The organism is Muriicola sp. E247 (assembly GCF_041358175.1).
Taxonomy (GTDB): Bacteria; Bacteroidota; Bacteroidia; order Flavobacteriales; family Flavobacteriaceae; genus Muriicola.
In genome coordinates this window covers 66,629-93,604 of sequence record NZ_JBGKBE010000002.1, presented here as the reverse complement: position 1 = coordinate 93,604, position 26,976 = coordinate 66,629, and the positions used below count along the sequence as shown (strand labels likewise).

25 protein-coding genes and 1 other RNA gene are annotated in these 26,976 nt (G+C 42.3%); 16 read left to right on the top strand and 10 right to left on the bottom strand.

Annotated elements, in window-relative coordinates:
* Positions 1-97 precede the first annotated feature (97 nt).
* From ACA086_RS03990 to ACA086_RS03965, 6 genes are all read left to right on the top strand, one after another.
* Positions 98-709: a Crp/Fnr family transcriptional regulator gene (locus tag ACA086_RS03990; protein ID WP_369749545.1), complete on the top strand. Its 612-nt coding sequence runs from the start codon at positions 98-100 to the stop codon at positions 707-709.
* A gap of 134 nt (positions 710-843) precedes the next feature.
* Positions 844-1,347: a hypothetical protein gene (locus ACA086_RS03985; protein ID WP_371002057.1), complete on the top strand. Its 504-nt coding sequence runs from the start codon at positions 844-846 to the stop codon at positions 1,345-1,347.
* 143 nt (positions 1,348-1,490) lie between these two features.
* Entirely contained in the window at positions 1,491-2,012 is a 522-nt protein-coding gene (locus ACA086_RS03980; protein WP_371002056.1) for a hypothetical protein, read from the top strand.
* 132 nt (positions 2,013-2,144) lie between these two features.
* A complete protein-coding gene (locus ACA086_RS03975; protein ID WP_371002055.1) occupies positions 2,145-2,786 on the top strand; it encodes an alpha/beta hydrolase in 642 nt (213 codons plus the stop codon).
* Complete coding sequence (locus ACA086_RS03970; RefSeq protein ID WP_371002054.1) at positions 2,783-3,367, top strand: GNAT family N-acetyltransferase; 585 nt, start codon at positions 2,783-2,785, stop codon at positions 3,365-3,367. The genes ACA086_RS03975 and ACA086_RS03970 overlap by 4 nt, the downstream gene beginning before the upstream one ends.
* 127 nt (positions 3,368-3,494) lie before the next feature.
* Positions 3,495-4,202: a hypothetical protein gene (locus ACA086_RS03965; RefSeq protein WP_371002053.1), complete on the top strand. Its 708-nt coding sequence runs from the start codon at positions 3,495-3,497 to the stop codon at positions 4,200-4,202.
* A gap of 12 nt (positions 4,203-4,214) precedes the next feature.
* Here the strand turns inward: ACA086_RS03965 and ACA086_RS03960 are convergent, their stop codons facing one another.
* From ACA086_RS03960 to ACA086_RS03950, 3 genes are all read right to left on the bottom strand, one after another.
* Positions 4,215-5,165, bottom strand: coding sequence for a hypothetical protein (locus ACA086_RS03960; protein ID WP_371002052.1), 951 nt, complete (start codon positions 5,163-5,165; stop codon positions 4,215-4,217).
* 101 nt (positions 5,166-5,266) lie between these two features.
* The gene (gene dnaK, locus ACA086_RS03955; protein ID WP_371002051.1) at positions 5,267-7,171 is read right to left on the bottom strand and encodes a molecular chaperone DnaK; all 1,905 of its coding nucleotides are present in this window, start codon (positions 7,169-7,171) and stop codon (positions 5,267-5,269) included.
* Positions 7,172-7,359: 188 nt separating this feature from the next.
* A complete protein-coding gene (locus tag ACA086_RS03950; protein WP_371002050.1) occupies positions 7,360-7,818 on the bottom strand; it encodes a nuclear transport factor 2 family protein in 459 nt (152 codons plus the stop codon).
* Positions 7,819-7,934: 116 nt separating this feature from the next.
* Between ACA086_RS03950 and panB the strand changes: the two genes are divergently transcribed.
* Positions 7,935-8,753 carry a 3-methyl-2-oxobutanoate hydroxymethyltransferase gene (gene panB / locus ACA086_RS03945; RefSeq protein WP_371002049.1) on the top strand — a complete coding sequence of 273 codons (819 nt, stop codon included), beginning with the start codon at positions 7,935-7,937 and terminating at the stop codon, positions 8,751-8,753.
* 56 nt (positions 8,754-8,809) lie between these two features.
* Entirely contained in the window at positions 8,810-9,511 is a 702-nt protein-coding gene (locus ACA086_RS03940) for an RluA family pseudouridine synthase (protein WP_371002048.1), read from the top strand.
* 11 nt (positions 9,512-9,522) lie between these two features.
* Here the strand turns inward: ACA086_RS03940 and ACA086_RS03935 are convergent, their stop codons facing one another.
* On the bottom strand, positions 9,523-11,067 hold the full coding sequence (locus tag ACA086_RS03935) for a hypothetical protein (RefSeq protein WP_371002047.1): 1,545 nt from the start codon (positions 11,065-11,067) through the stop codon (positions 9,523-9,525).
* Positions 11,068-11,213: 146 nt separating this feature from the next.
* Between ACA086_RS03935 and ACA086_RS03930 the strand changes: the two genes are divergently transcribed.
* Together ACA086_RS03930 and leuB are read left to right on the top strand one after the other, a co-directional pair.
* Positions 11,214-12,386 carry a 2-isopropylmalate synthase gene (locus ACA086_RS03930; RefSeq protein ID WP_371002046.1) on the top strand — a complete coding sequence of 391 codons (1,173 nt, stop codon included), beginning with the start codon at positions 11,214-11,216 and terminating at the stop codon, positions 12,384-12,386.
* Positions 12,387-12,388: 2 nt separating this feature from the next.
* Entirely contained in the window at positions 12,389-13,507 is a 1,119-nt protein-coding gene (gene leuB / locus ACA086_RS03925; RefSeq protein WP_371002045.1) for a 3-isopropylmalate dehydrogenase, read from the top strand.
* 52 nt (positions 13,508-13,559) lie between these two features.
* Here leuB and ACA086_RS03920 read toward each other — a convergent pair whose 3' ends face one another.
* Positions 13,560-14,780: a peroxiredoxin family protein gene (locus ACA086_RS03920; protein WP_371002044.1), complete on the bottom strand. Its 1,221-nt coding sequence runs from the start codon at positions 14,778-14,780 to the stop codon at positions 13,560-13,562.
* A gap of 129 nt (positions 14,781-14,909) precedes the next feature.
* Between ACA086_RS03920 and pheT the strand changes: the two genes are divergently transcribed.
* On the top strand, positions 14,910-17,333 hold the full coding sequence (gene pheT, locus ACA086_RS03915) for a phenylalanine--tRNA ligase subunit beta (protein WP_371002043.1): 2,424 nt from the start codon (positions 14,910-14,912) through the stop codon (positions 17,331-17,333).
* A gap of 5 nt (positions 17,334-17,338) precedes the next feature.
* On the opposite strand, the gene ACA086_RS03910 is transcribed toward pheT, so the two are convergent.
* The gene (locus ACA086_RS03910; RefSeq protein ID WP_371002042.1) at positions 17,339-17,887 is read right to left on the bottom strand and encodes a fasciclin domain-containing protein; all 549 of its coding nucleotides are present in this window, start codon (positions 17,885-17,887) and stop codon (positions 17,339-17,341) included.
* A gap of 193 nt (positions 17,888-18,080) precedes the next feature.
* Between ACA086_RS03910 and ACA086_RS03905 the strand changes: the two genes are divergently transcribed.
* Complete coding sequence (locus ACA086_RS03905; RefSeq protein WP_371002041.1) at positions 18,081-18,800, top strand: hypothetical protein; 720 nt, start codon at positions 18,081-18,083, stop codon at positions 18,798-18,800.
* 61 nt (positions 18,801-18,861) lie between these two features.
* On the opposite strand, the gene ACA086_RS03900 is transcribed toward ACA086_RS03905, so the two are convergent.
* Positions 18,862-20,490: an ABC-F family ATP-binding cassette domain-containing protein gene (locus ACA086_RS03900; RefSeq protein ID WP_371002040.1), complete on the bottom strand. Its 1,629-nt coding sequence runs from the start codon at positions 20,488-20,490 to the stop codon at positions 18,862-18,864.
* Between the two features lie 165 nt (positions 20,491-20,655).
* Here ACA086_RS03900 and ACA086_RS03895 point away from each other — a divergent pair, with 165 nt between their 5' ends.
* The gene (locus ACA086_RS03895; protein WP_371002039.1) at positions 20,656-22,038 is read left to right on the top strand and encodes a TlpA family protein disulfide reductase; all 1,383 of its coding nucleotides are present in this window, start codon (positions 20,656-20,658) and stop codon (positions 22,036-22,038) included.
* 29 nt (positions 22,039-22,067) lie between these two features.
* Here the strand turns inward: ACA086_RS03895 and fsa are convergent, their stop codons facing one another.
* The 3 genes from fsa to ffs all read right to left on the bottom strand — a co-directional run bounded on the left by fsa (position 22,068) and on the right by ffs (position 23,775).
* A complete protein-coding gene (fsa, locus tag ACA086_RS03890) occupies positions 22,068-22,721 on the bottom strand; it encodes a fructose-6-phosphate aldolase (RefSeq protein ID WP_371002038.1) in 654 nt (217 codons plus the stop codon).
* Between the two features lie 57 nt (positions 22,722-22,778).
* Entirely contained in the window at positions 22,779-23,588 is an 810-nt protein-coding gene (locus ACA086_RS03885; protein WP_371002037.1) for an SDR family oxidoreductase, read from the bottom strand.
* A gap of 88 nt (positions 23,589-23,676) precedes the next feature.
* Positions 23,677-23,775, bottom strand: an RNA gene (ffs, locus tag ACA086_RS03880) — signal recognition particle sRNA small type.
* An 89-nt stretch (positions 23,776-23,864) separates the two neighbouring features.
* Between ffs and ACA086_RS03875 the strand changes: the two genes are divergently transcribed.
* The 3 genes from ACA086_RS03875 to ACA086_RS03865 are packed head-to-tail and all read left to right on the top strand — an operon-like array spanning position 23,865 to position 26,859.
* Positions 23,865-24,914 (top strand): glutaminyl-peptide cyclotransferase, encoded by a 1,050-nt coding sequence (locus ACA086_RS03875; protein ID WP_371002036.1) that lies wholly within the window; start codon positions 23,865-23,867, stop codon positions 24,912-24,914.
* Between the two features lie 13 nt (positions 24,915-24,927).
* Positions 24,928-25,317 carry an acyl-CoA thioesterase gene (locus tag ACA086_RS03870; RefSeq protein ID WP_371002035.1) on the top strand — a complete coding sequence of 130 codons (390 nt, stop codon included), beginning with the start codon at positions 24,928-24,930 and terminating at the stop codon, positions 25,315-25,317.
* A 9-nt stretch (positions 25,318-25,326) separates the two neighbouring features.
* A complete protein-coding gene (locus ACA086_RS03865) occupies positions 25,327-26,859 on the top strand; it encodes a hypothetical protein (protein ID WP_371002034.1) in 1,533 nt (510 codons plus the stop codon).
* Positions 26,860-26,976: the final 117 nt, after the last annotated feature.

Genomic DNA, 26,976 nt, shown 5'->3' with positions numbered 1-26,976 from the left:
TGTGAATGTTGAATTAGAACGGTACAGGTATTATTTTGAAACTTTCTTGAATAACCCTTTATTTAAAGGTGTATCCGCTGATTCAATTAATGAACTTTTGCATTTAACTAAAAGTCGGGTTTGTACAAACAGAACCTGCGTTATCGACACCAGCGACACTTCTCATCATTTCTTTTTTGTTATTACCGGAAAACTAAAGGTCTATGTCTACGACACAAAGAATGATCGACAACTCACTCTTACCCTTTTAGTCCCTCAGGATGTTTTTAGTGTGATGTCCCTTTTCGGAGGTTTAAAACGAAAAGTCTATTACGAAACCCTGGAGAGAACCGAATTATTATACGTTCCGCTTCCGGAGATGAAAAACTGGTTGAAGAAGAATCACGATTTCAGTTTATCCCTGATGAAATATATGGCCCTGAAAATCCAGACACTGGAAAATTCGGTCACCAATATTGTAATGGAGGACATCCCTACCAGGCTGGCAAAATTGCTGTATCAGAATATGGATAAAAATACAGGGGTCATCCAGCACATCAACGATCTTTCTCACGATGAAATCGGTGCATTAATAGGAACTACGAGATCCGTGGTAAACAGGCACATCAATTTTTTTAAAGATCAGGGCATACTGGAGGTGAAAAGAAAATATATGAGGATTACTTCAATCGATGCCCTTAAACGGGAATTTGATCACAGTCGCGTCTAATTTCACACCCCTTTTCCTAAAATAGTCTTAAAGTGTTACCTAGGGCACACCCGGCTAGGGCAAAGGCTTAGTACCTTAACACTAATCAAAGGTTATTATATTCATCATCATGTCAATCAAAAAACTAATCCACCATGAAAACACTATGTATCAGCATTGTTGCTGCATTTTTGTGCTCCAACGCATTTTCCCAGGAACTGTATAGAGCTCCAAGTACAGTAGATCTAAAATTAATCACGGTAAGACCTTTAAATATTTCATATGTCAATTCCGTAGTTGACGAAAGAATGCCGGAAGCTGTCACCAAACTGGAGAATAAAGCTGCCAGGTATAATATTTTAGAAAACCCCGTTTATGACGGGAATTTTGAAGCCTACGAGGTCATCTTCTCACAAAACAACGGTACCATCATTGCCACTTATGATCAGCACGGAAAGATCATACAAACTTCCGAACGCTTTAAGGATATCACCCTGCCTGAATTCATCAGGAACAAGATTCATTCTGAGAATCCGGGGTGGACCATACATTCAGATCTGTATATGGTCTCCTACTACGGTAATAAGGAAGTAAAAAAGGTATGCAAAATTCAACTCAGAAAGGACGGGGAGCGTAAAAACCTAAGAATTGAGATCTAGAGTAAGAGGGTACTAATTCAGAACCTCTTTAACTCCCATCCATGCAGCACATCAGCATAAGTTCATGGATTAAAATACATCATCATGTCAATCTCCGTTGATTGACTTCACTGCTTAATATTAATCATATAAAATCATTCATCATGAAAAAAACAGTTTTAAGTTTAATGTTATTGAGCATTGTTAGTGCAGGCTTCGCTCAGGAAGAAAAAGAAGCCATTGAATTGAAAGGAGTAACGGTTAGTCCGTTAAACCTGGAATATGAAAACACTGTAGTGGATAAAAATATGCCACCATCAGTTCAGAATCTGGAACGAAAAGCGGCCCGATTCGATATAACAGAATTGGATATTTACAACGGGCAGTTTGAAGCTTACGAAGTATTTTTTGAGCAAAACAACGGCTCAATTATCGCTACCTATGATTCGGAAGGCAAAATTCTGCAATCATATGAACGCTTCAAGGATATCACATTGCCCGTTGCGGTGAGGGAGCATATCTACAAAAGCCATCCGGGATGGAAAATCCATAAGGACATCTACATAGTCTCCTATTATGACGACAGAGATGTTTCGAAAGTAGCTAAGGTCCAGTTAGTTAAAGACGGGCTGAAGAAAAATCTAAAACTGGATGTCAATGAAGTGTATCAGTTGGCACAGAATTAAAAGTCAATCCAAGCAGTGAGGTGATGAACTGTTAGCAGTTGAAAAGCGCAAGATGTAAATCCTGCGCTTTTTTATTAACTATTATGATATAGATTATAGGCCGAAGGAAGTGTAGATTTTGTAATTTTAGATATGGATCTGAGTCAGAAAGAAATCAAATTTATTTCCCGTAAAACGTATGCTACCTTAAATCACCTTCATCCTGAAACTGCCTATGTGTGGGTTGTATTTCACGGGATGGGGTACCTCAGCAGGTTCTTCCTTAAGTATTTTAAGGATCTCGATCCTGGTAAGCACTACCTCATTGCCCCGCAGGCACCCTCTAAATATTATATGAATGGTCAATTTAAACACGTAGGAGCAAGCTGGCTTACCAAAGAAGATACCGAAATGGAAATTGACAATCTCATGGCTTATATCGATTCGGTAATACAGCATGAATCGCTGCCTGAGAATGTCAGGCTGGTGATATTCGGGTATTCCCAGGGTGTCTCTATTGCTATGAGGTGGGTTGCGAAAAGAAAGATAAAATGCGACCATTTGATTCTCTATTCGGGGGGAATACCTAACGAGTTGGAAGCTGACGATATAACCCATCTTTCGGAAGGGACAAAAATAAAATTTATAGTTGGCAGGGAAGATGAGTACATTACCCCTGAACGTTGGGCAATAGAAAAAAAGAAAATTGAAAATCTCTTTAGTGGAAAGGCCGTTATCGACATCTTTGACGGCGGGCATGTAGTTAAAAAAGAAATCATCAACCGTTTGCCGTGAAACTCAAAAACATCAGCCTCGAAGATAGTCGGGTAAAACTTATCCCTTTATCCCTCAGCCATTGTGAACAGTTGCTGCATATTGCCATGGAACCCGGCCTGACCAGGTATTCCCCTTCAGAGATCGACTCAGAGACGGCCTTAAGGGCCTATATAACTGATGCTTTGGACCAAAGGGACAAAAATCTTGCCATCCCCTTCCTGGTCTACGACAAAAATACAGGCACCCCTGCCGGTTGTACGCGGTATATGCACATCGACTGGAAAAATAAAGTCCTTCATATCGGGGCAACCTGGTTGGGGCGAGAATATCAAGGGAGCGGACTTAACACCCATATGAAACAACTAATGATCGATTATGCATTTCAGACTTTGCAATTTGAAAAGGTCGAATTCCGGATTGATGAAAGAAATGTCCGCTCGAGAAAGGCTGTGGAAAAGCTGGGAGCCGTACTCGAAGGAATACTGCGTAAAAATGTATATCTCACCGATGGATTTAAAAGAAATACCTGCTGTTATGGCTTGTTTCCTGAGTCCTGGAAAAATACAAAAACAGATTTGTTGAGCTCAGCCGGAGAATGATCCTCAAGACTTGTTTTTCTCTGTTAGAATTTAACCCCTGTTAGAGACAATAAAGCCCCCTAGAGGGCGTTCTATCAATCCAGTTGTTGAATACCCCAATTATATCCTTAACTGCAGAAAACTATCTATGAAATTCATCCTCGCCTTTGTGCTGACCTTTTTTGCAATTGCAAGTGGTTCAGCTAACTGCAACAATGCCTATGCTTCAGCGGGCTATAGCCTTTCTCATGCAAAAAATTCGATGGAAGCCAATAACTTTGAACATCAGCAATATTACGCGGAAAGGGCCTTGTCTGCCTTTGAAAAGGCGAAAACGCAAAATGAAAATTGTGGTTGTCAGAAGGCAATTAATCCTATTCTTGACGGGATTGAAAATTTAGAGTCGGCATTAAATCAGGAAAAATGGGATATGGGTCGGTTTTACACCAAAAAAGCCCTTGAAAACGCTGAACAGCTACTCAACAATTTGGATGTTTGTACCATGGGCGATATCTATCAGGAGACCCCCGAAGAAACCTCTGCCGAAAATCCCCTTAAGGAGATCATTGCTACTGATTCTAAAGCAGATGAATTAGCCGACTGGGAAATCAAAATGAATTACAAGCAGCAGGCTGAAGCCGAACTGGCCGAACTCGAAAGAACGATTCGCGAACTTGGCAAGCTCTTCCATTGTGAAAAGGCAATGCAAATTTTAGTCTCAAGAAAGTTAAAAACAGAGAACGAACTTCGGGCGGAAAGTCTGGAGTCGATAAGGGCATTTTATATGTCCCAGGCAGTTGCCATGCACAACAAGGCACTTTTTGCAATGATCGAGTGTTCCAAAAAGCTGGAATAATCCGCAGCTTGTTTAATTTTCCTCTTCCGCAGTTTTAGAAGTATCCTCCTCGTAATAGGTGATCCTGCGCGTTGTATAACGATTATCAGGGGTGATGATCATCTTGATCCAGTTTGGTGGATTATGGCCATCGAACTGATAGATGAATTCCTGCCTGCTTTCCTGTTTGTCTGACTTCTGGATTTTTGCTTTTAGGAATCCCTGTTCGCCGTATTCGTAGTTGATCTCCTCCGTCTTTACAAAACTCGACTTCCCATTATCATAGTCGAATTTAAATTCCCTGATCTTTCTCCCAAGGGTGTCTGTAAACGATTCAGTAGCCTTGTAGGGCTCTCCTTTCAGAAAGATTTTTTCGAGTTCTACACTAAGTAATTGTCCTTTTTCATTCTTTTCCCCTGTACGAACAGATCTTTCAGTTATGCCATTTACGTTGAAGGTTTTAGTGACTTCACCTCTGAGGGTGTCATAACTGATCTGGGTGTCATCAATCCCTTCATTGGTAGTTCTGATAATAGCCATAAGATTGCCGCTTCCATCATATTTATACTGAAACTGATCGAGGAATTCCCTTTGGTAGGAATATACGCTTTCCTTAACCACCTTATTGAGCAAAGTGTCGATACTATAAATATGTGCGAGGGAGGTTTGCCTGTCCAGACTGTCTTCCCTGTAATTTTCTAAACGTTTTTCCGTGAGTAAGCCTCCGGAATACCTGTAATAAGTGATATCGTAATCAGTATCACTGTACAGAGTAGTGACTTTGGTCAATACCCCTTCAGGATCAAATTCAAAAGATTCTTTTCCGTAATCGGTAATCACGAGACACCTCTTTACCTTACCTACTAACTGGAAATCTGAAGTGTTAAATACGCGAGGTTCCTGCCCGTTTAAAGACATGACCAGCAAGATCATGACGACCAGCTGTATTTTTAAGAAACAATGCCTGAAGTAGTTTTTTACCATCGATTCAAAATTACGGCTTCTTTCTTCAATGGAAAACAAATTATATGCCGAAAAAAAAGAGGTAGCGCAAACTACCTCTTTTATCAACTTAGAACAGTGTTCTATTTTACTTCCTCAAAATCAACGTCTTCCACGTTATCCCCTTCCTTGGCATTGTCTGCTGCTGCAGGTTCGCCATCAGCTGAAGGCGCGCCTTCCTGTGCTGCCTGTGCTTTGTACATTTCCTCTGAAGCTACTTTCCAGGCTTCATTGATCTTCTCAAGCGCAGGAGTTACCTGGGCAACGTCCTTGGTTTCATAGGCTTTTTTAAGCTCTTCAAGAGCAGCTTCTATCGGTTTTTTCTTGTCATCAGACAATTTATCCCCGAATTCACCCAATTGTTTTTCCGTCTGGAAGATCATCGCATCCGCTTCGTTCAGCTTTTCAGCTGTTTCTTTCGCTTTTTTGTCAGCTTCAGCATTGGCTTCAGCTTCAGATTTCATCTTTTCGATTTCCTCTTCAGTAAGACCTGAAGATGCTTCAATGCGGATATCCTGAGTCTTGTTCGTGGCCTTATCTGTGGCAGACACCTTGATAATACCATTCGCATCTATATCAAAGGTAACTTCAATCTGAGGTGTACCTCTGGGTGCAGGAGGAATTCCATCCAAATGGAACCTTCCGATAGTTTTGTTATCCGCAGCCATAGGCCTTTCTCCCTGAAGTACGTGGATTTCAACCGAAGGCTGATTATCCGCCGCTGTTGAAAATACCTGCGACTTCTTTGTAGGAATAGTGGTATTAGCTTCAATTAGTTTTGTCATCACCCCTCCCATGGTCTCAATTCCAAGGGATAGTGGAGTTACATCGAGGAGAAGAACGTCCTTCACATCACCGGTCAATACTCCCCCCTGAATAGCAGCACCTACTGCTACCACCTCATCGGGATTCACTCCTTTTGAAGGTTTCTTGCCAAAGAATTTCTCTACGGCTTCCTGTACAGCTGGAATCCTTGTAGATCCACCTACCAGAATAATCTCATCGATATCGCTTTTTGACAAACCGGCAGATTTCAATGCGGTTTCACAGGGCTCAATAGTCCTTTTAACCAGATCAGCAATTAATTGCTCAAATTTTGCCCTTGCAAGCGTACGCACCAGGTGTTTAGGTCCTGAAGCGGTAGCAGTGACGTAAGGCAGGTTAATTTCAGTCTGAGTAGAACTCGATAATTCGATCTTTGCCTTTTCCGCAGCTTCCCTCAGTCTCTGAAGGGCCATAGGATCTTTCCTCAGATCTATTCCTTCTTCTTTATTAAACTCATCCGCCAGCCAGTCGATCACTTTCTGATCCACATCGTCACCCCCTAAATGGGTGTCTCCATCGGTTGATAACACTTCGAATACTCCATCCCCTAATTCGAGAATAGATACATCATGTGTTCCTCCACCAAAGTCGAATACCACAATTTTCTGATCTTTATGTTTCTTATCTAAACCATAGGCCAGTGAAGCAGCGGTAGGTTCGTTGATAATCCTCTCTACCTTTAAACCTGCAATCTCTCCGGCTTCCTTGGTAGCTTGTCGCTGGGCATCGTTAAAATAGGCAGGCACAGTAATCACCGCCCTGCTTACTGATTGCCCCAGATAGTCCTCAGCAGTCTTTTTCATTTTCTGAAGAATCATGGCAGACAATTCCTGAGGAGTGTATAAACGCCCATCGATATCCACACGTGGGGTATCGTTATCTCCTTTTAATACTTTATACGGAACTCTTTCAGCTTCTTTTTTTGATTCGGAGTATTTATTTCCCATAAACCTCTTGATGGAGTAAATGGTTTTGTGGGGATTGGTCACTGCCTGTCTTTTGGCAGGATCACCCACTTTGATCTCTCCTCCTTCTACAAAGGCAATTACAGATGGTGTGGTCCGCTTCCCTTCGGCATTCGGAATCACAACTGGCTCATTTCCCTCCATTACGGAAACACAGGAGTTGGTTGTACCCAAATCTATCCCAATAATTTTGCTCATCTTATCTCTTTTAATATTAATAGTTTCAATTCAATTTGCTATGTCAAATGTCAAACATAGTGCCAACCCCTTGAAACTGACAGGTTGTCACATACTTCAAAAGAATAATAACTAAATACGGGAGGGAAATTAGATACTAAAGACTTGTAACCAAAGTAAATCTTTAAGGCTCTAAAGGCTCAACATACTTATTCGATGCAACCTTCCTTTCTACGGGTATCGATAATGTAAAGTACTTTCCATCCCTCCTTTTCTTTGATAAGCTGAAAAGAATTGACACCACAATGGCTTAAGTTGCCATTGATCCAGAATTCATAAGGCGTCCAGGCTTGTGCCAGGCTGCCGTCTACTTTTACAGAAATGGATAACAAACGTTCATGAAATTGTACTGAATCCGGGATACTGACGATAGATTTTACAAATCTTTCATAAGGCACGTTCACCACACTGTCATGTCCCTCAGACGATTTCCCTATGGTTTGCATTCTGATGTCGGATGAAGCCTTCTCCCTTAGCCTGGCAGCATCCTGGTCGTGAAATGCCTGGAAAAAATCTTTAATGGCTGTTTCAACATTTTTTTCGGGATTATCCTGTGCCAATCCACAAGTTGCGGTAAAAAGGACCAATAGAGCTGTATACACTTTCATTTAGATTCTGTGTTTCGGATCATTTTCAACTAATGTACACAATAATAGGAAACCCATTGACGGGCTGATTACTAATTGCTCATTTCTCCTTACATTTAACGCCCAAACGAACTACTATGTCAGTCGCTAAGAAAGAGTATAAAAGAGTTACTGTAAAGTCCCTGGTGGATATGAAAAAGCAGGGGGAGAAAATTTCCATGCTTACCGCTTATGATTATTCCATGGCCAAAATTGTCGATGCTGCCAAGGTAGATGTCATTCTCGTTGGGGATTCGGCCAGCAATGTGATGGCAGGGCACGAGACGACCCTCCCTATAACTTTAGACCAGATGATCTACCATGCTTCCTCAGTAATCCGGGCGGTTCACCGAGCTCTGGTTGTAGTAGACCTGCCCTTCGGAAGTTATCAGAGTGATCCTAAGGAGGCCCTGAGATCGGCCATTAGAATCATGAAGGAAAGCGGGGCACATGCAGTTAAATTAGAGGGGGGTATTGAAATCAAGGAATCAGTAAAACGAATCCTCAACGCCGGGATTCCCGTGATGGGCCATCTCGGTTTAACACCACAGTCGATTTATAAATTTGGAACCTATACCGTTCGGGCTAAAGAAAAAGATGAGGCCGCCAAGTTAATGGAAGATGCTAAACTCCTAGAAAAAATGGGATGTTTTTCCATTGTCCTTGAAAAGATCCCGGCAGCCCTTACTAAGAAAGTATCTGAGAGTATTTCCATTCCCACAATAGGGATTGGCGGGGGGAGACACGCAGACGGACAGGTGCTGGTCATTCATGATCTGTTAGGGATGACACACGAATTCAATCCCAGATTTTTAAGGAGGTATATGAATCTTTACGATGAAATGAGCGAGGCCATTTCCAATTATGTGAAAGATGTTAAAACCCTCGATTTTCCCAGTGAGGAAGAGCAATATTAAATTCCCTTTCGAAAGCAGCCGTTTTACTACCAGAAACCTCCAAAAGTCTATCCAATTTGTCTGCAGATAAAATCACCTCCAATGCTGCCAACCTCCAGGTTATCTACGAGGACAATCACCTCATTGCAGTGAATAAGCGGGTTGGAGATATTGTACAGGGAGACAAAACCGGAGATCTTCCTCTCAGTGAACACGTAAAAGATTATATCAAAAAAGAATACAATAAGCCGGGAGACGTCTTTCTGGGAGTGATCCACAGGCTAGACAGGCCTACAAGCGGGGTTGTGGTGTTCGCAAGGACCTCCAAAGCCCTTTCGAGAATGAACAGGCTTTTTGCAGAAAAGGAAACCGAGAAGATATATTGGGCCATAGTTAAAAACCAACCAAAGAACAAGATAGACACTCTCGTAAACTGGTTAAAGAGGAACCATAAACAAAATAAATCCTATGCTTACCCTTCTGAAATCCCGGATAGTAAAAGGGCTGAACTCGATTATTCTGTCTTAAAAGAATTAGACAGGTATACCTTACTCGAAATAAATCTGAAAACCGGTCGGCACCACCAGATTAGGGCACAACTTGCGGCTATTGGATGTCCTATAAAGGGAGATCTGAAGTACGGGTTTGACCGCAGCAATCCCGATGGTGGCATACACCTTCATGCCCGAAAACTGAGTTTTAATCATCCTGTAAAAAAAGAACCGTTGAACTTGATAGCAGCACCTCCTGCTGACCCGCTTTGGAATGCCTGCCTTTAAAAGAATTATTTTTATCGAAGTGCTTTAAGAGCCTTTTCACGGATGACCTCGGCCACCGGCTTATTCTGCAAATGACTCTCGAGCCAGGAGAGGATATCCAGATAAAGAAAGGCCCGTTTTTCGTAAGGGTGATTTTCAAGGGGTTTAAGTCGGTCGTATAACTTCTGAAACTCGGCCCTGAGTTCGTTGGGGTAGATCGATCCCAGACTACGTAAAAATTTGATGATCTCTTTTTGTACTTCGTGCAAGTCGTTCATTTTCAGAAGAAACTTATAGGTGCTTTTTAACTGTATCTCGAGATGGTAATCCATTCCTGCTTCATAATGCGCAACCAGACTCAGCATACGCGCAAAACACATGAGGTCTTCCCTCATCTTCAGGTTCTTGTTATTGATTATTTTCTTTAAGTAGACGATACAGTTTTTGTTATCCCCCACCCCGAAATACAGGCAGGCGATTTTGTAATAAAAAACCATAATATGGTGTTCGTCAATCCGATCCTTATGCTTATTGATTCCGTACTCAATGATCCTTACCAGGTAAAGCCCTTTCTCAAAGGTTCCTTTTAAAAAATGAAGGTTTAGTTTATTGGCATTGATATACAGAAAGCTCAGGGAAGTAATATTATCATTTGCCGGAAAGTCCTTCTGGGCTACCGTTTTTTCCAAATTTGCCAGAACTTGCTCAAATTGGGAGGCATATTTCACATAAAAAAGCGATTCTAACAAATAGTGATTCCCTTTGAGAAAAAATACGGGGTTTAAGGCAATCATTTCCTTGTGGTCATAAAAGAGGTCTACCCATTTACTGGCGTACTTATAACAGGATAAAAAATCCTGAATCAGGAAACTGTACCAAAGATGTGCCTTGTACAACCAAAGTTTCTCACGAAATCCCAGGTCGTTGAGATTGTATTCGGGCAGGTGCGCATCGAAGTACTCCTTTACCCTCCTGAGATCTTCTTCATTTCTTACATAACCTACCTTCAGCATCATCCCATAAAGTTGCAGGGAAAGATTAGACAACTTGCTGGTCATCACATTCTGCTCAGAAAGCATTTTTGCCTGAATAGCCAGCTCATCGGCCCTGTCTGGGATACTCCTGGTAATGTATTGGGTCTCAATAATCTTCTCCAGTTCTACAATTTCATAGGCAATATTCTTTTCTTCATTATCGATGGCAGTCGATTTAACCTTGTCTAATATCTTAAGGCTTTGCTTGTAAAGGCCCTTCTGATACAAGATGGTTGCAAAATCGAGCTGCTCCCTGATTTGTACTCTTATATTCTGGTTAACCGGGTTAAGTCGAAGACTTACAAGTATTTGTCTGTAAAGGTGTGCCTTGAGATTGGATAACTGTGCTTTTTTAACGATACCATTTTCCAGGATCACACTTTCATCATAGTTTTTCATCTTATCCATCAAATTGAACAAGGCCAGGAATTTGGCATCCGTATTGACCCCGAGTCGCCCCACATACAATTTAAATTGCCGCTTCTCTGATTTGGAAAGTGATTTAACTAGAACAAATAAGGCGTCCTTATTGACATTTGTCATCGTAAAATGATATGCTTATCTACTTGATTATCAATTTGTTAAATACTTTAAAAAGTATATTAACGTTGTAAATGCCTCACAACCACGCAATTGGTCTGAATCGGTTGTAATACATTCGTTATGGTGAGTAAAATTAAGTAATTATAATGAGCAAAGATAAAGTATACATTTTTGACACTACACTTCGTGATGGAGAGCAGGTTCCCGGTTGTAAACTGGATACAAAACAAAAACTGGTCATCGCCGAAAGGCTCGACACTCTGGGGGTGGATGTGATTGAAGCCGGCTTCCCCATTTCCAGTCCGGGCGACTTCAATTCGGTCAATGAGATTGCCAAACTTGTCAGGAATGCAACGGTATGCGGACTAACCCGTTCCGTAAAGAAAGATATAGAAGTAGCTGCTGAAGCTTTAAAACATGCCAAAAAACCCAGAATCCATACGGGAATTGGCACTTCAGATTCGCATATCAAATACAAATTCAACTCCACCAGGGAAAAAATACTTGAAAGGGCTGTTGATGCAGTAAAATACGCTAAGAGTTTTGTTGAAGATGTTGAGTTTTATGCCGAGGATGCGGGAAGGACCGACAATGAATTTCTGGCCAGGGTTTGCGAAGAAGTGATCAAAGCCGGAGCAACAGTGCTAAATATCCCGGATACAACCGGGTACTGTCTTCCTGAGGAATACGGCGCCAAAATGAAATATCTCCGCGAAAATGTCGAAGGGATTGAAAAGGCTATACTTTCCTGTCATTGTCACAATGACCTGGGTCTGGCTACGGCCAATTCTATTTCCGGTGTGATCAACGGAGCCCGACAGATTGAGTGTACTATCAATGGAATTGGGGAACGAGCCGGAAACACTTCCCTTGAAGAGGTGGTCATGATTCTGAGACAACATCCCTATCTCAATCTGGATACGGGTATAAACAGCAAGCTCCTTTATGACACTAGCCTTATGGTCTCCGAAAAAATGGGTATGCCTGTTCAACCTAACAAAGCCATTGTAGGTTCAAATGCCTTTGCTCATAGCTCTGGTATTCACCAGGATGGGGTAATCAAAAAGAGGGAAACATATGAAATCATGGATCCTACGGATGTAGGTGTAGATCATTCGTCTATTGTTTTAACTGCCAGAAGTGGTAGAGCAGCACTTGCCTACAGGGCTAAGAATATAGGATATGAACTTACCAAAGTCCAACTCGATGTCATTTACGAATACTTCCTCAGATTTGCGGACAGGAAAAAGGAAATTCTCGATGAAGATATCCACCAGATCATCGAAAAGGCCAATATCAACATTGAAAGTATCGCCTGAGTATGAAACTTAAAATCGCCCTGCTTCCGGGGGACGGCATCGGCCCCGAGGTAACTGCCCAGGCCCTAAAATGCCTGCAGGCCGTTGAGGAGACCTTCGGTCATGAATTTGAGTATACGGAAGCGCTTGTTGGTGCAGCCGCGATGGACAAATCAGGTGATCCACTGCCTGAGAAAACACTTGCCCTCTGTAAAAAATCAGATGCCGTACTCTTCGGGGCTATCGGTGATCCCAAATATGACAATGACCCCGACGCGAAAGTCAGACCCGAACAGGGACTACTGAGGCTACGAAAAGAACTGGGCCTATTTTGCAATATCAGGCCTATTAAGGTTTTTCCAACCCTCACGGACAAATCTCCCCTGAAGAAAAAAGTGATAACCGGAACAGATTTTGTGATTTACCGGGAACTTACCAGTGGAATCTACTTCGGGGATAAATCGCTTAGTGAAGATGGCACCGTCGCTACAGACAGTTGTACTTATACGGAAAGCGAAGTGAGCCGTATTGCCCACCTGGCATTTAAGGCTGCCAAAAGCAGAAGAAAAAAAATAACGCTCATTGACAAGGCAAACGTTTTGGAGTCTAGTCGACTTTGGAGGCGAGTGGTTACAAAAATCGGGGAGAGCTATCCTGAGGTGAAACTCGATTGTATGTTTATAGACAATGCAGCGATGCAACTGGTCTTAAAACCGTCGCAATTTGATGTAATCTTAACGGAAAATATGTTTGGCGACATACTTTCTGATGAGGGAAGCGCTGTGGGAGGCTCCATTGGCCTATTGCCTTCTGCCTCCATCGGGGAGGGCACAGCCCTTTTTGAGCCCGTACACGGATCGTATCCACAGGCTACAGGGAAAGATATTGCCAATCCCGTGGCCTCAATCCTGTCGGCCGCGATGTTACTTGACCATTTTAAACTGGATGAAGAATCAAGAGCTATAGTTATAGCAGTTCTTACATCAATTAAGAAAGGAATCGTCTCCCCAGACCTTAATACCTCGAGTAAATATGGAACAAATCACATAGGAGATTTTATTTCGGAAAATATCAGAGATTCCGAAGATTATCTTATCCTGAATAAAGAAAATATCTGGTTGGGAAAATCAACCATTATTTAATTACTTTTTTTTACAGCCATCAGGGGTCCTTCCTAACCGAAGGGCCCTTTTTTTATTCGGCCTGTAACTGCCGTACGAATTCGTCAAACTCTTTCTTAAAAGCGACATACTTCTCTCCTGTTGCCGGTCCGTTAAACCCAGTATGTATCTTTCTTACCTTTCCTTTTTTATCTATAAAAACAGTGGTTGGGTATGACAGCACATGATTTAACATAGGTAATTTTTCATTTGCCGTTGATTTGTCTGAACTACCGTATTGCGCCAGCACAACAGGGTAGGGAATATTAAGGCGTTCTTTTAATCGCTCAATGCCCCGGAAGGCCCTTTCCTCCGTTTTTGCATATTCAAAGGCGAGGGCAATTACCTCAAGGTTTTCGGAAGGGTTATTTTCCAAATATTCAATTAGAAACTTGGTTTCATCGAGGCAATTCGGGCACCAGGTGCCCATGATCTGAAGTATGACCACTTTCCCCTGAAACTCAGGATCTTCAGAAGAAATAAAGTTACCTTCCATATCGGGAAAAGAAAAAGTGACTTTTTCATACCCTTCCTTTAAATAGGTAAGCGTATCCTCATCCGGCAATTCAAAGGATTCGTTTCGGAAGGCTTCAAAAGGTTCCTGAAAATGGTTGCCGGAATAAAACACGCCATTCATTGAACTGTCTGTGACTTTTGCGAGGAAGAGAAATACATGTGCCCCGTCAAAAGTGGACAATTTGAGAGAATCTCCCTGAATAGTACCTTCCAGATATCTGTAATCGCCGGTAGTAGTTCTGAAGGTACCCTTGACTTCGCCATTCTCCTGACTGAAAATACCTTTGGCCATATAGGCATCCTCGGATTCTTTGCTGAATTCTGCCTCCCATATGCCTTCTATATTGGCTGATGGAGACCGCTTACCCTTAAAACGCATGCTGTCACCGTAGACTGCTGTGAATGGTACCCTGCGATCGAGGTCTTCCTTGACAAATTCACCGACCATCTCATCAGCCGTATAGGTTGCCGTAAAAAATCCGTCGAATACGGATATATTTATCCTGATGGAATCTCCTTTTAGTTGGATGTCATCGATCAATAAAACTTCCTCAGCATTGTAAACCTCCATTAAATAGCCTCCTTCCTCCCTGCTCAGGGAAAAGTTAAAGGGAAGTTGATGTTGATCCATTACCTCCATCTCCCCTCTCCAGATACCTTCACTTAATTCGACCTCTTTTTTCTCTTTACATCCTAAGACGATAAGAACACAGAGAAATATCAGAATCTTCTTTTGCATGATTTTCAGTTAAGTTGCAAATATCGAAATAAAGGAGAAAACAAAATTTGCAAAATTCGTGATGAAAGATTCGTTCTGCTTTGAATGTGAACACCCATTGTTTTATCTTTGAACGCTTAAGGAACGTCCATGCAAATTTCTTATAACTGGTTACGACAATTCCTTCAGCTCGATTGGGAGCCGACCAGGGTTGCAGAACTTCTTACAGATTTGGGATTAGAAGTAGAAGGTATAGCCGATTTTGAATCGATTCCCGGCGGCCTTCAAGGTGTAGTTGTAGGTCATGTAACCAGCTGTATTAAGCATCCTAACGCCGATAAGCTAAAACTTACTGTGGTTGACATCGGCAGTGATACCCCTTTTCAAATCGTATGCGGAGCACCCAATGTGGCAAAAGGACAAAAGGTTCCGGTTGCAACTATAGGGACTACCCTGCATATGAACAACGGGGAACCCTTAAAGATTAAAAAAGGGAAAATCCGCGGGGAAGTTAGTGAAGGAATGATTTGTGCAGAAGATGAACTGGGTCTTGGACAGGATCACGAAGGAATTATGATCCTGGATGATTCTATAGAGCCGGGGACAGCCTTATCAGAATTATTTGAAATTGAAAACGACCATGTCTTTGAAATTGGTCTGACACCCAACAGGGCCGATGCTATGAGTCATTACGGCGTTGCCAGGGATCTGAAAGCCGGCTTGCAGCAACAGGGTATTAAAAAAGAAATGCTGACGCCCTCCCTGAGTAATTTCAATGTGGCCAACAGGTCTTTGAAAATTGCTGTATCCGTGAAGGACCCCAGTCTGGCTCCCCGATATGCCGGAGTCACAATCAGTAATCTCATTGTTCAGCCTTCCCCCAACTGGCTTAAAAATCGCCTCAGGGCGATCGGACTCAAGCCGATAAACAATGTGGTGGACGCAACTAACTATGTCTTGCATGAGCTGGGGCAGCCACTCCATGCCTTTGATGCCAACCGTATTTTTGGGAAAGAGATCATCGTACAGACCGTCAAAGCGGGCACAAGTTTTATGACTCTCGACGGGGAGGAGCGAATTTTGCACGAAGATGACCTGATGATTTGCGATGGGGAAAAGCCGATGTGTATTGCAGGTATCTTTGGAGGCATCAATACAGGAGTAACCGAGAGCACCAAAGCCATTTTCCTTGAAAGTGCCTATTTCGATCCGGTATCCATCCGGAAAACTGCTAAACGTCACGGATTAAATACGGATGCATCTTTCAGGTTTGAAAGGGGCATTGATATCAATAATGTTGAATACGCCCTGCAAAGGGCTGCCTTATTGATCTGCGAACTCACCGGAGGAGAGATCACTTCAGATGTGGTCGACCTGTATCCCAAAAAGAAAGAAGACAATCAGGTTTTCCTCACTTTTGAAAAAATAAATAAACTGATCGGCCAGGAAATTCCGAAGGATGTGATCAAATCAATCCTGACATCCCTCGATATCAAAATCAAAAATGTAACCGAAACGGGATTGGGACTGGTTATTCCATTTTATAGAATAGATGTTACCCGTGAAGTGGATGTCATTGAAGAAATTCTCAGAGTTTTTGGTTATAACAATATCAACTTTGACCCCAAGCTCCATGCCTCTGTGGCTACCTCCTCAAGATTTGAAGACTATATCCTCCAAAATCACGCAGGAGATCTGCTTGCTGCACAAGGGTTTTATGAAATCCTCTCTAATAGCTTAACTAACCCCGATTACTCAGCATCCCTGGATGACGATAATTCGTCCGGAGTTAAAATATTAAACCCGTTAAGCTCAGAGTTATCTGTTATGAGAACATCCATGTTATTTTCAGCTTTGGAAGCTGCTTCTTATAACATCAACCGGAAGCGGCAGCATCTGAAGCTTTTTGAATTCGGAAAAACATACCATACAGGAACTGATGGATACGAGGAAAACCGTCACCTTTCGCTATTGATAACCGGAGACCGGATGGCAGAAAGCTGGACAGGACCTTCGAAGCCTACCGACTTCTATTATCTTAAATCCATAGTAGAACTCATCCTTAGAAAAATGGGTATCGAAAAGTACCGATCTACCTCAACGTCTAATCCTGTATTTGGTGAGGGGTTAGAGTTGACAAAGGACAAAACCTCTTTAGTACATCTCGGACTTGTCAGTGAAAAATTATTGAAGCGGTTTGACATCAGTCAACAAACATTTTTTGCCGATTTCAACTGGGAAGCTATTTGTACCCTGGCAGCTGAACAAAAGATTGTTTACAGTCCCATTCCTAAATACCCTTCTGTAAGACGAGATTTTGCGCTTTTACTCGATGAAGCCATCCCCTTTAGTCAGCTTGAAGAAATTGCCTTTAAGACTGAAAAAAAGTTGTTAAAAGACCTCTCACTTTTCGACGTATACACTGGGGATAAACTCCCTCAAGGTAAAAAGTCATATGCCGTTAGTTTTACACTTCAGGACAATACAAAGACGCTGACAGACAAACAGATAGACAAGATCATGAGCAAGATGAAGTCGGCCTATGAACAAGAATTGGGGGCCGAATTACGATAAGTAAATCACAGAGCCTTAGGTAGGATTACACTATCAATGGTATGAATAATACCATTACACTGATCGGAGTCGGCTATGGTAATCCTGGCTTTATTACCCAATCCGTCTGAGAGGACAATATCTACTCCCTCAATCGAAGCTTTTATCTTTTTCCCATGAACGGTAGTAAAAGTGGCATTTCCATCGCCCTTCACCAGGGCATTCAGGATTTTGGAGGCAGAAAGCGACCCTGCAACCATAAAATAAGTAAGCATTTCCTTGAGTTGCTTGTTGTTCTCAGGGCGCATAAGATGCGCAATTTTTTCGGATGAGAGTTTCTTAAAAGCCCGGTCGGAAGGTGCAAAAATGGTAAACGGTGCATCACCATCAAGAAGGACGTCCAAATCCGTAGCTTTCAAGGCTGAAGTTAGGGTAGTATAATTCCCCGATTCCACGGTAGATGTGTAAATCGTTTTCTTAAAATCGGAATAACCGTCTGTGGCCTGAGCAAATCCCAATGCTGGAAGCAAAAAAATTACCCAAAGCCCCATTGTTAATAAAGGCTTTATTCTCATAGTTAAATCTTTCCGTCGATTCGACGAACGGTATCAAAAGATCGACAATATACATTTTTAGTTTAGTAATTGAATGGCCGGAAATCGACCTTAATCGAAATTAACATAATATTAACATTGGTTGTTCACGGAAAGAGGGTTGCCTGAAGTAGTCTTAATATGTACTTTTGTGAAAATTGCTAAAAGGAAAAGAATGTTATTATCAAGAACGAATATCGAGGAAAAACTATCCCTCGAGATGCGCAGGGATGGAGTTCAGGAGGATCTCATCGAAGCCGTCTACCAATTTCTAAAAGAAGACAACGCCAAAGAAGAGCAAATTCAAAAGCGTCTGGAAGGACAAAGGAAAGGTGTGGAAAATCGCTTTTGCTTCGACCTTCTCGAAACGGACAAAATCTATCATCTGGATCAGATAAAGAAGATCTGCATAGATTACCGCCTGCGTTTTCTCGATTCAAAGTACTTTAAAGGTGAAATTCCTCAGGAAGGGATATCAAAAATAAAGGCACTTGAAAAAGATCATGGGTTTTCCATTGAGGGCTTTAAAATAGTTGCCCCGTCAAAACTATTCCGCTTAGAGGACAAAGACGACCCCTTGTTATTTGCTCCTATAGGAAATGGGTATTACTATTTAATTCATCGTTGGGGAAATGACCTGCATCCACTGAGAAAACTGATGGCCTGGCCGTTTAAAAATATAGTCAACCTCACCATGCTGGTTTTGCTGATTTCTTTTTTTGCCACTCAGTTGGTGCCTGAAGGGCTCTTTTCAAAAAGCAGTTCTCAGGCTGAATTCTGGATCATCTATTTCTTTATGTTCAAGTCCATCGCCTCCGTAGTGATATTTTACGGCTTTGCCTTGGGGAAAAACTTTAATCCAGCGATCTGGAACAGCAAGTATTTTAATGCTTAAATTGTTAATGGATATAAAAAAAAGCATTCCTTCGAATGCTTTTTTTATGCTCAGGAATCATCTAAGCCGGGACGCTGTACATTTTTTCCCTCAACTCCTTGATGCTCTTATCCGACATATAATCATCGAAGCTCAGATAACGATCAATAGTTTGCTTGGGGGTCAGTTCAACTATCCTGTTCGCTACTGTTTGAGCAAATTGGTGATCGTGGGTAGTAAAAAGTACCGTCCCTTTAAAATTCTTAAGCGAATTGTTAAATGCAGTAATACTCTCCAGGTCCAGATGGTTGGTGGGTTCGTCCAGCATCAATACATTGGCTCTGAGTAACATCATCCTGCTCAGCATGCACCTTACCTTCTCTCCCCCTGATAATACGGTGCATTTTTTTAGGGCCTCTTCTCCACTGAACAACATTTTACCGAGAAACCCCCGGAGGTATACTTCTTCCTTTTCCTCTTCGGTTTTAGCCCATTGTCTCAGCCAATCCACCAGGTTAATATTATCTTCAAAAAATGATGAGTTATCGGCAGGCAGGTATGATTGTGTGGTCGTTACCCCCCATTGATATTTTCCCGATTCTGGTTTTTTATTCCCATTGATGATTTCATAAAATGCCGTGGTTGCCCTTGAATCTCTTGAGATGACGGCAACTTTGTCTCCTTTTGCAAGGTTTAAATTGAGTTTGTCAAATAGCAATGCTCCATCCTCGCTCCTGGCCGACATCCCTTCTATGTTAAGGATTTGATCCCCGGCTTCCCGTTCGCGATCAAAGATAATGGCAGGGTATCTTCTTGAAGAAGGCTTGATGTCTTCAATTTTAAGTTTTTCGAGCATCTTTTTCCGGGAGGTTGCCTGCTTGCTCTTGGCTACATTGGCACTAAAGCGCATAATGAACTCCTGTAATTCCTTGGCTTTCTCCTCGGCCTTCTTATTTTGCTGTGCTCTTTGGCGTGCGGCAAGCTGACTACTTTCATACCAGAATGTATAGTTCCCGGAGTAGAGATTGAGTTTTCCAAAATCGATATCCACAATATGCGTACAAACCGCATCCAGGAAGTGACGGTCATGCGATACTACAATGACTGTATTCTCATAATTGGCCAGGAAGTTTTCGAGCCACTCAATGGTTTCATAATCGAGATCATTGGTAGGTTCATCCATTACCAGTACATCAGGAGAACCAAAAAGTGCCTGCGCGAGTAAAACCCTCACCTTCAATTTGGCATCGAGATCAGACATTTCCGTGTAGTGAAATTCCTCGCGTATCCCCAGATTCGATAAAAGGGCCGCGGCGTCACTATCTGCATTCCAGCCGTTCATTTCCTCAAAAGTCACCTGCAACTCCCCTATCCGCTCGGCATTCTCATCGGAATAATCAGCATACAAAGCATCTATTTCCTTTTTTATCTTAAATAATGGTTTATTTCCCATGACTACTGTCTCCAGAACCGTATTCCTGTCATAGGCATTGTGATCCTGTTCCAGGACAGACATGCGCTTTCCGTGTTCCAGGTGTACATGTCCCGAAGTAGGATCGACGCCACCAGACAGGATTTTCAGGAAAGTAGACTTCCCGGCACCGTTAGCGCCGATAACCCCGTAACAGTTTCCCTGAGTAAAGCTTACATTGACTTCATCAAATAAAATTCGTTTGCCGAATTGTACAGACAAGTTAGAAACAGATAACATAGCGATTCTTTAAAATTTTTGCAAAAGTAGTTAAAATATGACCGATGAAACAACAGATATACTTTATCTGCAGCAGATAAAATAGAGTTAAGAATTTTTAACTCCCCCTTAACAAGGCTCACGTTCGGCATTTCTTAGCTTTGCTATGGTTATCAGTAGCCATATATGAAGAGACTTTTACTTCTTTCGACCCTGATTTTTATAACATGGAGTTGCCAGCACAACAAAGGCGACGCCAACCGGGTCATTTTTGCCGGAGAGATTGTTAATCCAACCAGTGATCAGGTGGTCCTCTTTAAGGGAGAACAACCTCTTGATACCGCTTTGCTGGATGAAGATAACCGATTCTCATTTTCCCTCGACTCTGTAGCTGAAGGACTTCATCACTTTGTTCATCGCCCCGAATCACAATATATCTATCTTGAGAATGGCGATAGCCTCCAAATAAGGTTAAATACTTCAGATTTTGACGAATCGCTAGTTTTCTCGGGGAAGGGGGAAGAAATCAACAATTTCATTCTGGAAATGTTCCTGAGCAGGGAAGAAGAGGAAGACCTGGTTCAATCCTTCTACGAACTTGAACCCAAGGATTTCCAGGTGAAGATCGATTCATTGCGCGATTCCAAGCTTGATTTATTTGATCAGATTCAGACAGAATTCAATATATCCCCAAAGGCTTCAGATCTGGCCAAAGCATTTATCGTGTACAGTTCGAATATCTCCATGGAAGCCTATCCATTTTATCACAGAAGAAGAAGTGGAGAAGGTATTATGCACGAACTGCCAGAAACTTTTTATGACTATCGGAAAAATGTCAATTACAATAATGGCGACTACATCTATCTGAGGCCCTATTACAATTTTATGAAGTATCATATGGGGAATCTGGCATTCAATCATTGTAAGAAGCACTGCCCTGAGGATATAGACAAGGCGAGCAGGCAATTGCATTTCAATCAGCATAAATTACACCTCATCGACAGCCTGATCACTCAGAAGGAACTACGCGATAATCTCTTCAGAAGCGTGGCAATTGATTATCTGTTGAAGCATGAGAACGAAGAGAATACTGTAAAATTTATCGAGAGCTTCAAGAAGTTCTCTGAAAACAACGCGCATAACGAAGAAATATACACTTTGTACCAGGGAATTCTCAAGATGCAGCCTTCAAAGGCCTTGCCTTCATTTACGGTTTACTCTTTTGAGGACAAAGAGCTCGACATTTCAGAAATCAAGTCAAAGCAACCAGTAGTTTTTTATTTCTGGTCAGGTTCAGAACCCGGACATTTCCGAAATATCATAAAACGCGTATCAGAGCTAAAAACAGAGTACCCCAATCACCGCTTTGTAGGTCTCAACATGAAAACGGATAAGGCCAACTGGAAAAACATGGTTAAAACGAGTGGTTTGGATCCCTCAGAGCAATTCTGGACAGAAGATTATGACGAAACGGTCCACACCCTCATTGTTTACAATCCCAATAAAGCGATTATTGCTAAAGATGGCAAGATTGTGGATGCTTTCGCCCATATCTTCCGATCTTTCTGATCTGGTACTGCAGAATATCTCCCTACGTTTTAATTCCCTTTTTTATAGTCGGCAAGAAACTTCTCCAACCCAATATCCGTCAAAGGATGCTTTAAAAGCCCTTCTATAGAAGACAAAGGACCGGTCATGACGTCTGCCCCAATTTTTGCACAATCAATTACATGCATAGTATGCCTTATTGATGCTGCCAGTATCTGTGTTGGGAAGGCGTAATTGTCATATATGAGTCTGATTTCCGCAATCAGGTTGAGCCCGTCTGTGGAAATATCATCTAATCGTCCTAAAAAAGGCGATACGTAGGTTGCACCTGCCTTTGCGGCCAATAAAGCTTGTCCCGGAGAAAAAACCAGGGTACAATTGGTTCTGATACCTTTGTCTGCAAAATACTTGAGGGCTTTAACACCATCTCTGATCATTGGTACCTTCACCACGATCTGTTCGTGCAAATCAGCCAGCTCCTCCCCTTCTTTTATCATTCCTTTAAAATCCGTTGCGATCACCTCAGCAGAAACATCCCCACTCACAATATTGCAAATATCGACATAGTGCTTCAGGATGTTGTTTCTCCCGGTTATCCCTTCTTTGGCCATGAGTGAAGGATTGGTGGTAACCCCATCTAAAACGCCCAATTCCTGAGCATCTCTGATCTGGTCTAAATTTGCTGTATCGATAAAGAATTTCATAAGTTCTGATTTTGATTAATTGTGTGAATAGCTGCATTCAAAGGATGCCCTGCAAAACTACAATTTATAATGATTTCGCAGCAGCTTCTCATAAACTTTCCCCGGAAGTATCCTTTTTAAGAATACAGAAAACCGCTGCATGGGGCTCCCTACTTTATAATGAATCTTTGGAGAGGTTTTCCTGATGATCTTATATACTTTTTCCGCAACCTCTATCGGATTCCCTGCCTGATCTACATCTTCATTGATCATATGCAAAGTAGCACCGTATGCATCGTAATAGGGAGATTGTTTTTGAAGGGGGGCGTGATACCTGCCTGCGGCGATATTTGTTTTAAAATCTCCCGGAGCGAGAGTACAAAATCGAATTCCAAATTCTCTGGTCTCCAGCCGAAGTGCTTCTGTGGCGATATCCAGTGCGCCCTTACTGGCAGAATAAATTCCCCGGTAAGGAAGTCCCATTTTTCCCGCTATGGAGGTAATATTAATTACTGTACCTCCCCTTTGTTTCCTCATAACAGGCAGCACTGCCCTGGTCATATTCAAGGGACCAATAAAGTTGGTTTCAAAGGCATGGAGAATAGCCTCATTGGGAGTTTCTTCAATAGGTCCAGTGATTCCTACGCCGGCATTGTTGATAAGAATATCCAGAACACCTTCTTTTTGCAACAGCGTGTCGATAGCATTTTGAATGGTTTCGGGCTTTGTGACATCGAGTTCCAGCAATTCAAAATCCTCAAAATTCTGCTGCTTGCTTAAATTGCGGGTAGTACCATATACGCTGAATCCTTTTTCTTTCAGGTAATTTCCTATGGCCCTCCCTATGCCGGAAGAACCACCAGTTACCAAAACCACTTTGTTATTCATAGGTGTTGCAAAGAAACAAATAATAAGCAGCCAGCCCAAAAACTGTCAGATGTAAGTTGGTCCGACATTGTTCACTACAGGGTACAAAAAAAGGCAAGCTACCTACATCGCACCGCTACGACCGTATACCCTTGCTGCGTTCCCACCCTGGGGGATTCTACAGGAGCTGGTCGTGTAGGACTTGCCTCATGCAAATATACAACCTTTTAATTTTGAGACAATCGTTTTAGAATCTTAAATTAATGGGGTAACTTGCTTTAAAATCTACTCTTGGCTATGAATTTCATTAAGTTCTTCATCCTTAATGGGTTGTTGTTATTTTTTATGAGTTGCGGAGGTGAAAAAGATCCGGCTAAAATGTTTTCCCTCCAGCTAGAAAAGAACGGGAAATCGTATATCGCAACAGACACTATCAGACCTCTTCTTAAAAACAAAAAAGAGCTAGCTGTAGAGGGTCTTACATTTACCCTGGCTGGAAAAGAATTGGAGTCGGTTGACGAAGGTTGGATCCTGAATGCCGAGAAATTAGGAGTACAGAAACTCACCGCGCATTTTCTTTCTGACGGCAAGCCTCTGGAAGTTACCAGAGATATAAAAATCCTGGCTCCTGCAAACCCTCAGCTTTATACTTATACTATTGTAAATGAATTTCCGCACGATATTACCTCCTTTACCCAGGGACTTGAGTTCTATCGTGATACCTTATACGAAAGTACAGGATCAGGAGGTGGGGCAAAATCATATGTTCGCAAGATCAATTATAGGACCGGGGAGGTTCTTCAACAGGTAAACCTTGAACCTCAATACTTCGGAGAAGGAATTACACTTATAAAAGATAGGCTATATCAACTCACGTGGCAGCATAATGTTGGCTTTATTTACGATGCATCGTCTCTGGAACGCCTTGATAAATTTCAATACGGCAAAAGCAGGGAAGGATGGGGATTGTGTAACGATGGGAAGCATCTCTATAAAAGTGATGGCACGGAACGGATCTGGCTGCTTAACCCTGAAACCTTGACAGAGGAAGACCATATTCAGATCGTGACGAATAAATCTATTTTTAACAAGGCCAACGAACTCGAATACGTCAATGGTAAGATCTACGCCAACGTATGGCAGAAAGAGAGTATGATGATCATTGATGCCAACAGCGGAGCAATTGAAGGGGTGGTGAATTTAGGCGGACTCCGGGAAAAGGTGGCTCAGCATCCCAAACTGGATGTGCTGAACGGAATTGCCTATCACCCTGAGCGAAAGACTTTCTTTATCACCGGAAAGAATTGGGATAAACTTTTTGAGATCACCCTCCAAAAAAAAGAATAAGATGATCTTTGAGATGAGCAGAAAAGTTGGGGAGGATGATCTGGACGAACTAGACCACGTTAATAATGTGCGTTATGTACAGTGGATCCAGGATATATCAAAGGCTCATTGGGAATCCAGGGCTCCCGAATCCATGAGGAATAATGTAATCTGGGTGGTGAAGCAGCACACAATTCAGTACAAGAATTCGGCAAAATTGGGAGATACCGTACTTATGCAAACCTATATAGATCATTCGGCCGGGCCTATTTCTATTAGGGTGGTCGAGATGTTTGATAAAGCGACCAATCTTCCCTTGTTGAAGTCTGAGACTCAATGGTGCTTGATAAATAGTAAGACACTAAAACCTATGCGAATTCCTGATGAGATCAGTTCCGTATTTATTCAAAAAGCTAATTCCTGAATCGTGTCGATGCGTTTTTTACTTGTTTCCCTGGTCCTGGTTTGTAGTCTGACCTGGTTTAGCTCCTGCAGGAAGGACTTCGATTATACTCCTAGTAATGGACAATTACAGTTTTCCAAAGACACTGTATTCCTCGATACCGTCTTCAGCAATATAGGAAGCAGTACTTACAGCCTGAAGGTTTACAACCGCTCTAAAGAAGACATTGAAATTCCCAGTATTCGCCTGGCGGAGGGTACTAGTAGCCAGTATCGCCTCAATGTAGACGGGCAGGCAGGCCAGAGTTTTCAGAACATACCTCTTTTTGCCCGAGACAGCCTGTATATCTTTATAGAAACCACCTATGATTTACCCCCTTCCGCCCCCGAAGAATTCCTCTATATAGACCATCTTCTTTTTGATGTGGGCGTAAATGAACAAAGTATTCCTTTGGTGACCCTAATTAAGGAGGCTATTTTTCTCTATCCCTCTACCCTCTCGGATGGAAGCGAAGAGACCTTGTTGCTGGGACTTGATGAGGAGGGCAATGAACTGAGGATTGAAGGTTTTGTCCTGGAGGATGATGAACTCGATTTTACTGCAGACCTACCCTATGTGATCTATGGGTATGCCGCCGTTGGTGCTGATAAAGTACTCACAATGGCCGCAGGAACAAGGGTATTTTTTCATGAAAATTCCGGGATTCTCGTGGGAACCGGAGGCAGTATCCGAATTAATGGAGCGCTAAGTGAAGATCCTGAGCTTCTCGAAAATGAAGTGATCTTTGAGGGAGACCGACTGGAACCTGAGTTTGCGGAAGTGCCGGGGCAATGGGGCACGTTGTGGCTGGCACCAGGGAGCATCGATAATCAAATAGCCAATCTTACTGTGAGAAATGCGACCGTTGGAATTCTTGTAGAAGGAAATCCTCAGGCCTCCCCATTCACCCTGGACATCAGCAATTCTCAGGTCTATAATTCCTCAGTCGTAAACCTTTGGGGAAGGAATACATCTATCAACGGGGAAAACCTTGTCTTGGGCAATGCCGGGACACATAGCCTGCTCTGCCAGAAGGGCGGGACCTACAATTTCCTACACTCCACCATTGCCAATTACTGGAGCAATGGTTTCCGGACAGGAACGGCCCTGAGAATAACGTCCTTTGAAACCGATGAGGCCGGCAATCAGACCGGATCAGATCTGAATCAGGCTAATTTTCTAAATTGTATTGTAGATGGTAATACTGCCAGGGAACTCAGCTTAGATATATTGGCGGGGTTCGATTTTAATTTCTTTTTCTCTCATACCCTATTGAAATTTACAGACAGCGGAGGGCAGTTTACAAATGACCCGCTTTATGATTTTTCCAATACAACCCTGTACAACAGTCTGTTTCTAAATACCGACCCTGAATTTACCGATGCCTTCAGGAATAACTTCACCCTTGAACCGACCTCCGAGGCTCTTGGAAAAGGGGATCTGAATACTGCCCTTTTAGTACCCCGGGATCTACTCGGAAAGGACAGGACAGAAGACCCTGCGCTCGGGGCTTATCAAAAGTGAAATGATATGAATTTCAGCTATTTATTCTAGTTTGTAGGAATATTCTTTCTTTTTAATTGATTTTCAGTATATTAGCTACTAAAACCATAATTATTCTACGGGAAAACTATAGACCTT

Excerpts from the sequence above, each read along its gene's own strand:
- ACA086_RS03985 (WP_371002057.1), top strand. The coding sequence starts at position 844 with ATGAAAACACTATGTATCAGCATTGTTGCTGCATTTTTGTGCTCCAAC.
- ACA086_RS03980 (WP_371002056.1), top strand. The coding sequence starts at position 1,491 with ATGAAAAAAACAGTTTTAAGTTTAATGTTATTGAGCATTGTTAGTGCA.
- ACA086_RS03975 (WP_371002055.1), top strand. The coding sequence starts at position 2,145 with ATGGATCTGAGTCAGAAAGAAATCAAATTTATTTCCCGTAAAACGTAT.
- ACA086_RS03965 (WP_371002053.1), top strand. The coding sequence starts at position 3,495 with ATGAAATTCATCCTCGCCTTTGTGCTGACCTTTTTTGCAATTGCAAGT.
- ACA086_RS03960 (WP_371002052.1), bottom strand. The coding sequence starts at position 5,165 with ATGGTAAAAAACTACTTCAGGCATTGTTTCTTAAAAATACAGCTGGTC.
- dnaK (WP_371002051.1), bottom strand. The coding sequence starts at position 7,171 with ATGAGCAAAATTATTGGGATAGATTTGGGTACAACCAACTCCTGTGTT.
- ACA086_RS03950 (WP_371002050.1), bottom strand. The coding sequence starts at position 7,818 with ATGAAAGTGTATACAGCTCTATTGGTCCTTTTTACCGCAACTTGTGGA.
- panB (WP_371002049.1), top strand. The coding sequence starts at position 7,935 with ATGTCAGTCGCTAAGAAAGAGTATAAAAGAGTTACTGTAAAGTCCCTG.
- ACA086_RS03935 (WP_371002047.1), bottom strand. The coding sequence starts at position 11,067 with ATGACAAATGTCAATAAGGACGCCTTATTTGTTCTAGTTAAATCACTT.
- ACA086_RS03930 (WP_371002046.1), top strand. The coding sequence starts at position 11,214 with ATGAGCAAAGATAAAGTATACATTTTTGACACTACACTTCGTGATGGA.
- leuB (WP_371002045.1), top strand. The coding sequence starts at position 12,389 with ATGAAACTTAAAATCGCCCTGCTTCCGGGGGACGGCATCGGCCCCGAG.
- ACA086_RS03920 (WP_371002044.1), bottom strand. The coding sequence starts at position 14,780 with ATGCAAAAGAAGATTCTGATATTTCTCTGTGTTCTTATCGTCTTAGGA.
- pheT (WP_371002043.1), top strand. The coding sequence starts at position 14,910 with ATGCAAATTTCTTATAACTGGTTACGACAATTCCTTCAGCTCGATTGG.
- ACA086_RS03910 (WP_371002042.1), bottom strand. The coding sequence starts at position 17,887 with ATGAGAATAAAGCCTTTATTAACAATGGGGCTTTGGGTAATTTTTTTG.
- ACA086_RS03905 (WP_371002041.1), top strand. The coding sequence starts at position 18,081 with ATGTTATTATCAAGAACGAATATCGAGGAAAAACTATCCCTCGAGATG.
- ACA086_RS03900 (WP_371002040.1), bottom strand. The coding sequence starts at position 20,490 with ATGTTATCTGTTTCTAACTTGTCTGTACAATTCGGCAAACGAATTTTA.
- ACA086_RS03895 (WP_371002039.1), top strand. The coding sequence starts at position 20,656 with ATGAAGAGACTTTTACTTCTTTCGACCCTGATTTTTATAACATGGAGT.
- fsa (WP_371002038.1), bottom strand. The coding sequence starts at position 22,721 with ATGAAATTCTTTATCGATACAGCAAATTTAGACCAGATCAGAGATGCT.
- ACA086_RS03885 (WP_371002037.1), bottom strand. The coding sequence starts at position 23,588 with ATGAATAACAAAGTGGTTTTGGTAACTGGTGGTTCTTCCGGCATAGGG.
- ACA086_RS03875 (WP_371002036.1), top strand. The coding sequence starts at position 23,865 with ATGAATTTCATTAAGTTCTTCATCCTTAATGGGTTGTTGTTATTTTTT.
- ACA086_RS03870 (WP_371002035.1), top strand. The coding sequence starts at position 24,928 with ATGAGCAGAAAAGTTGGGGAGGATGATCTGGACGAACTAGACCACGTT.
- ACA086_RS03865 (WP_371002034.1), top strand. The coding sequence starts at position 25,327 with ATGCGTTTTTTACTTGTTTCCCTGGTCCTGGTTTGTAGTCTGACCTGG.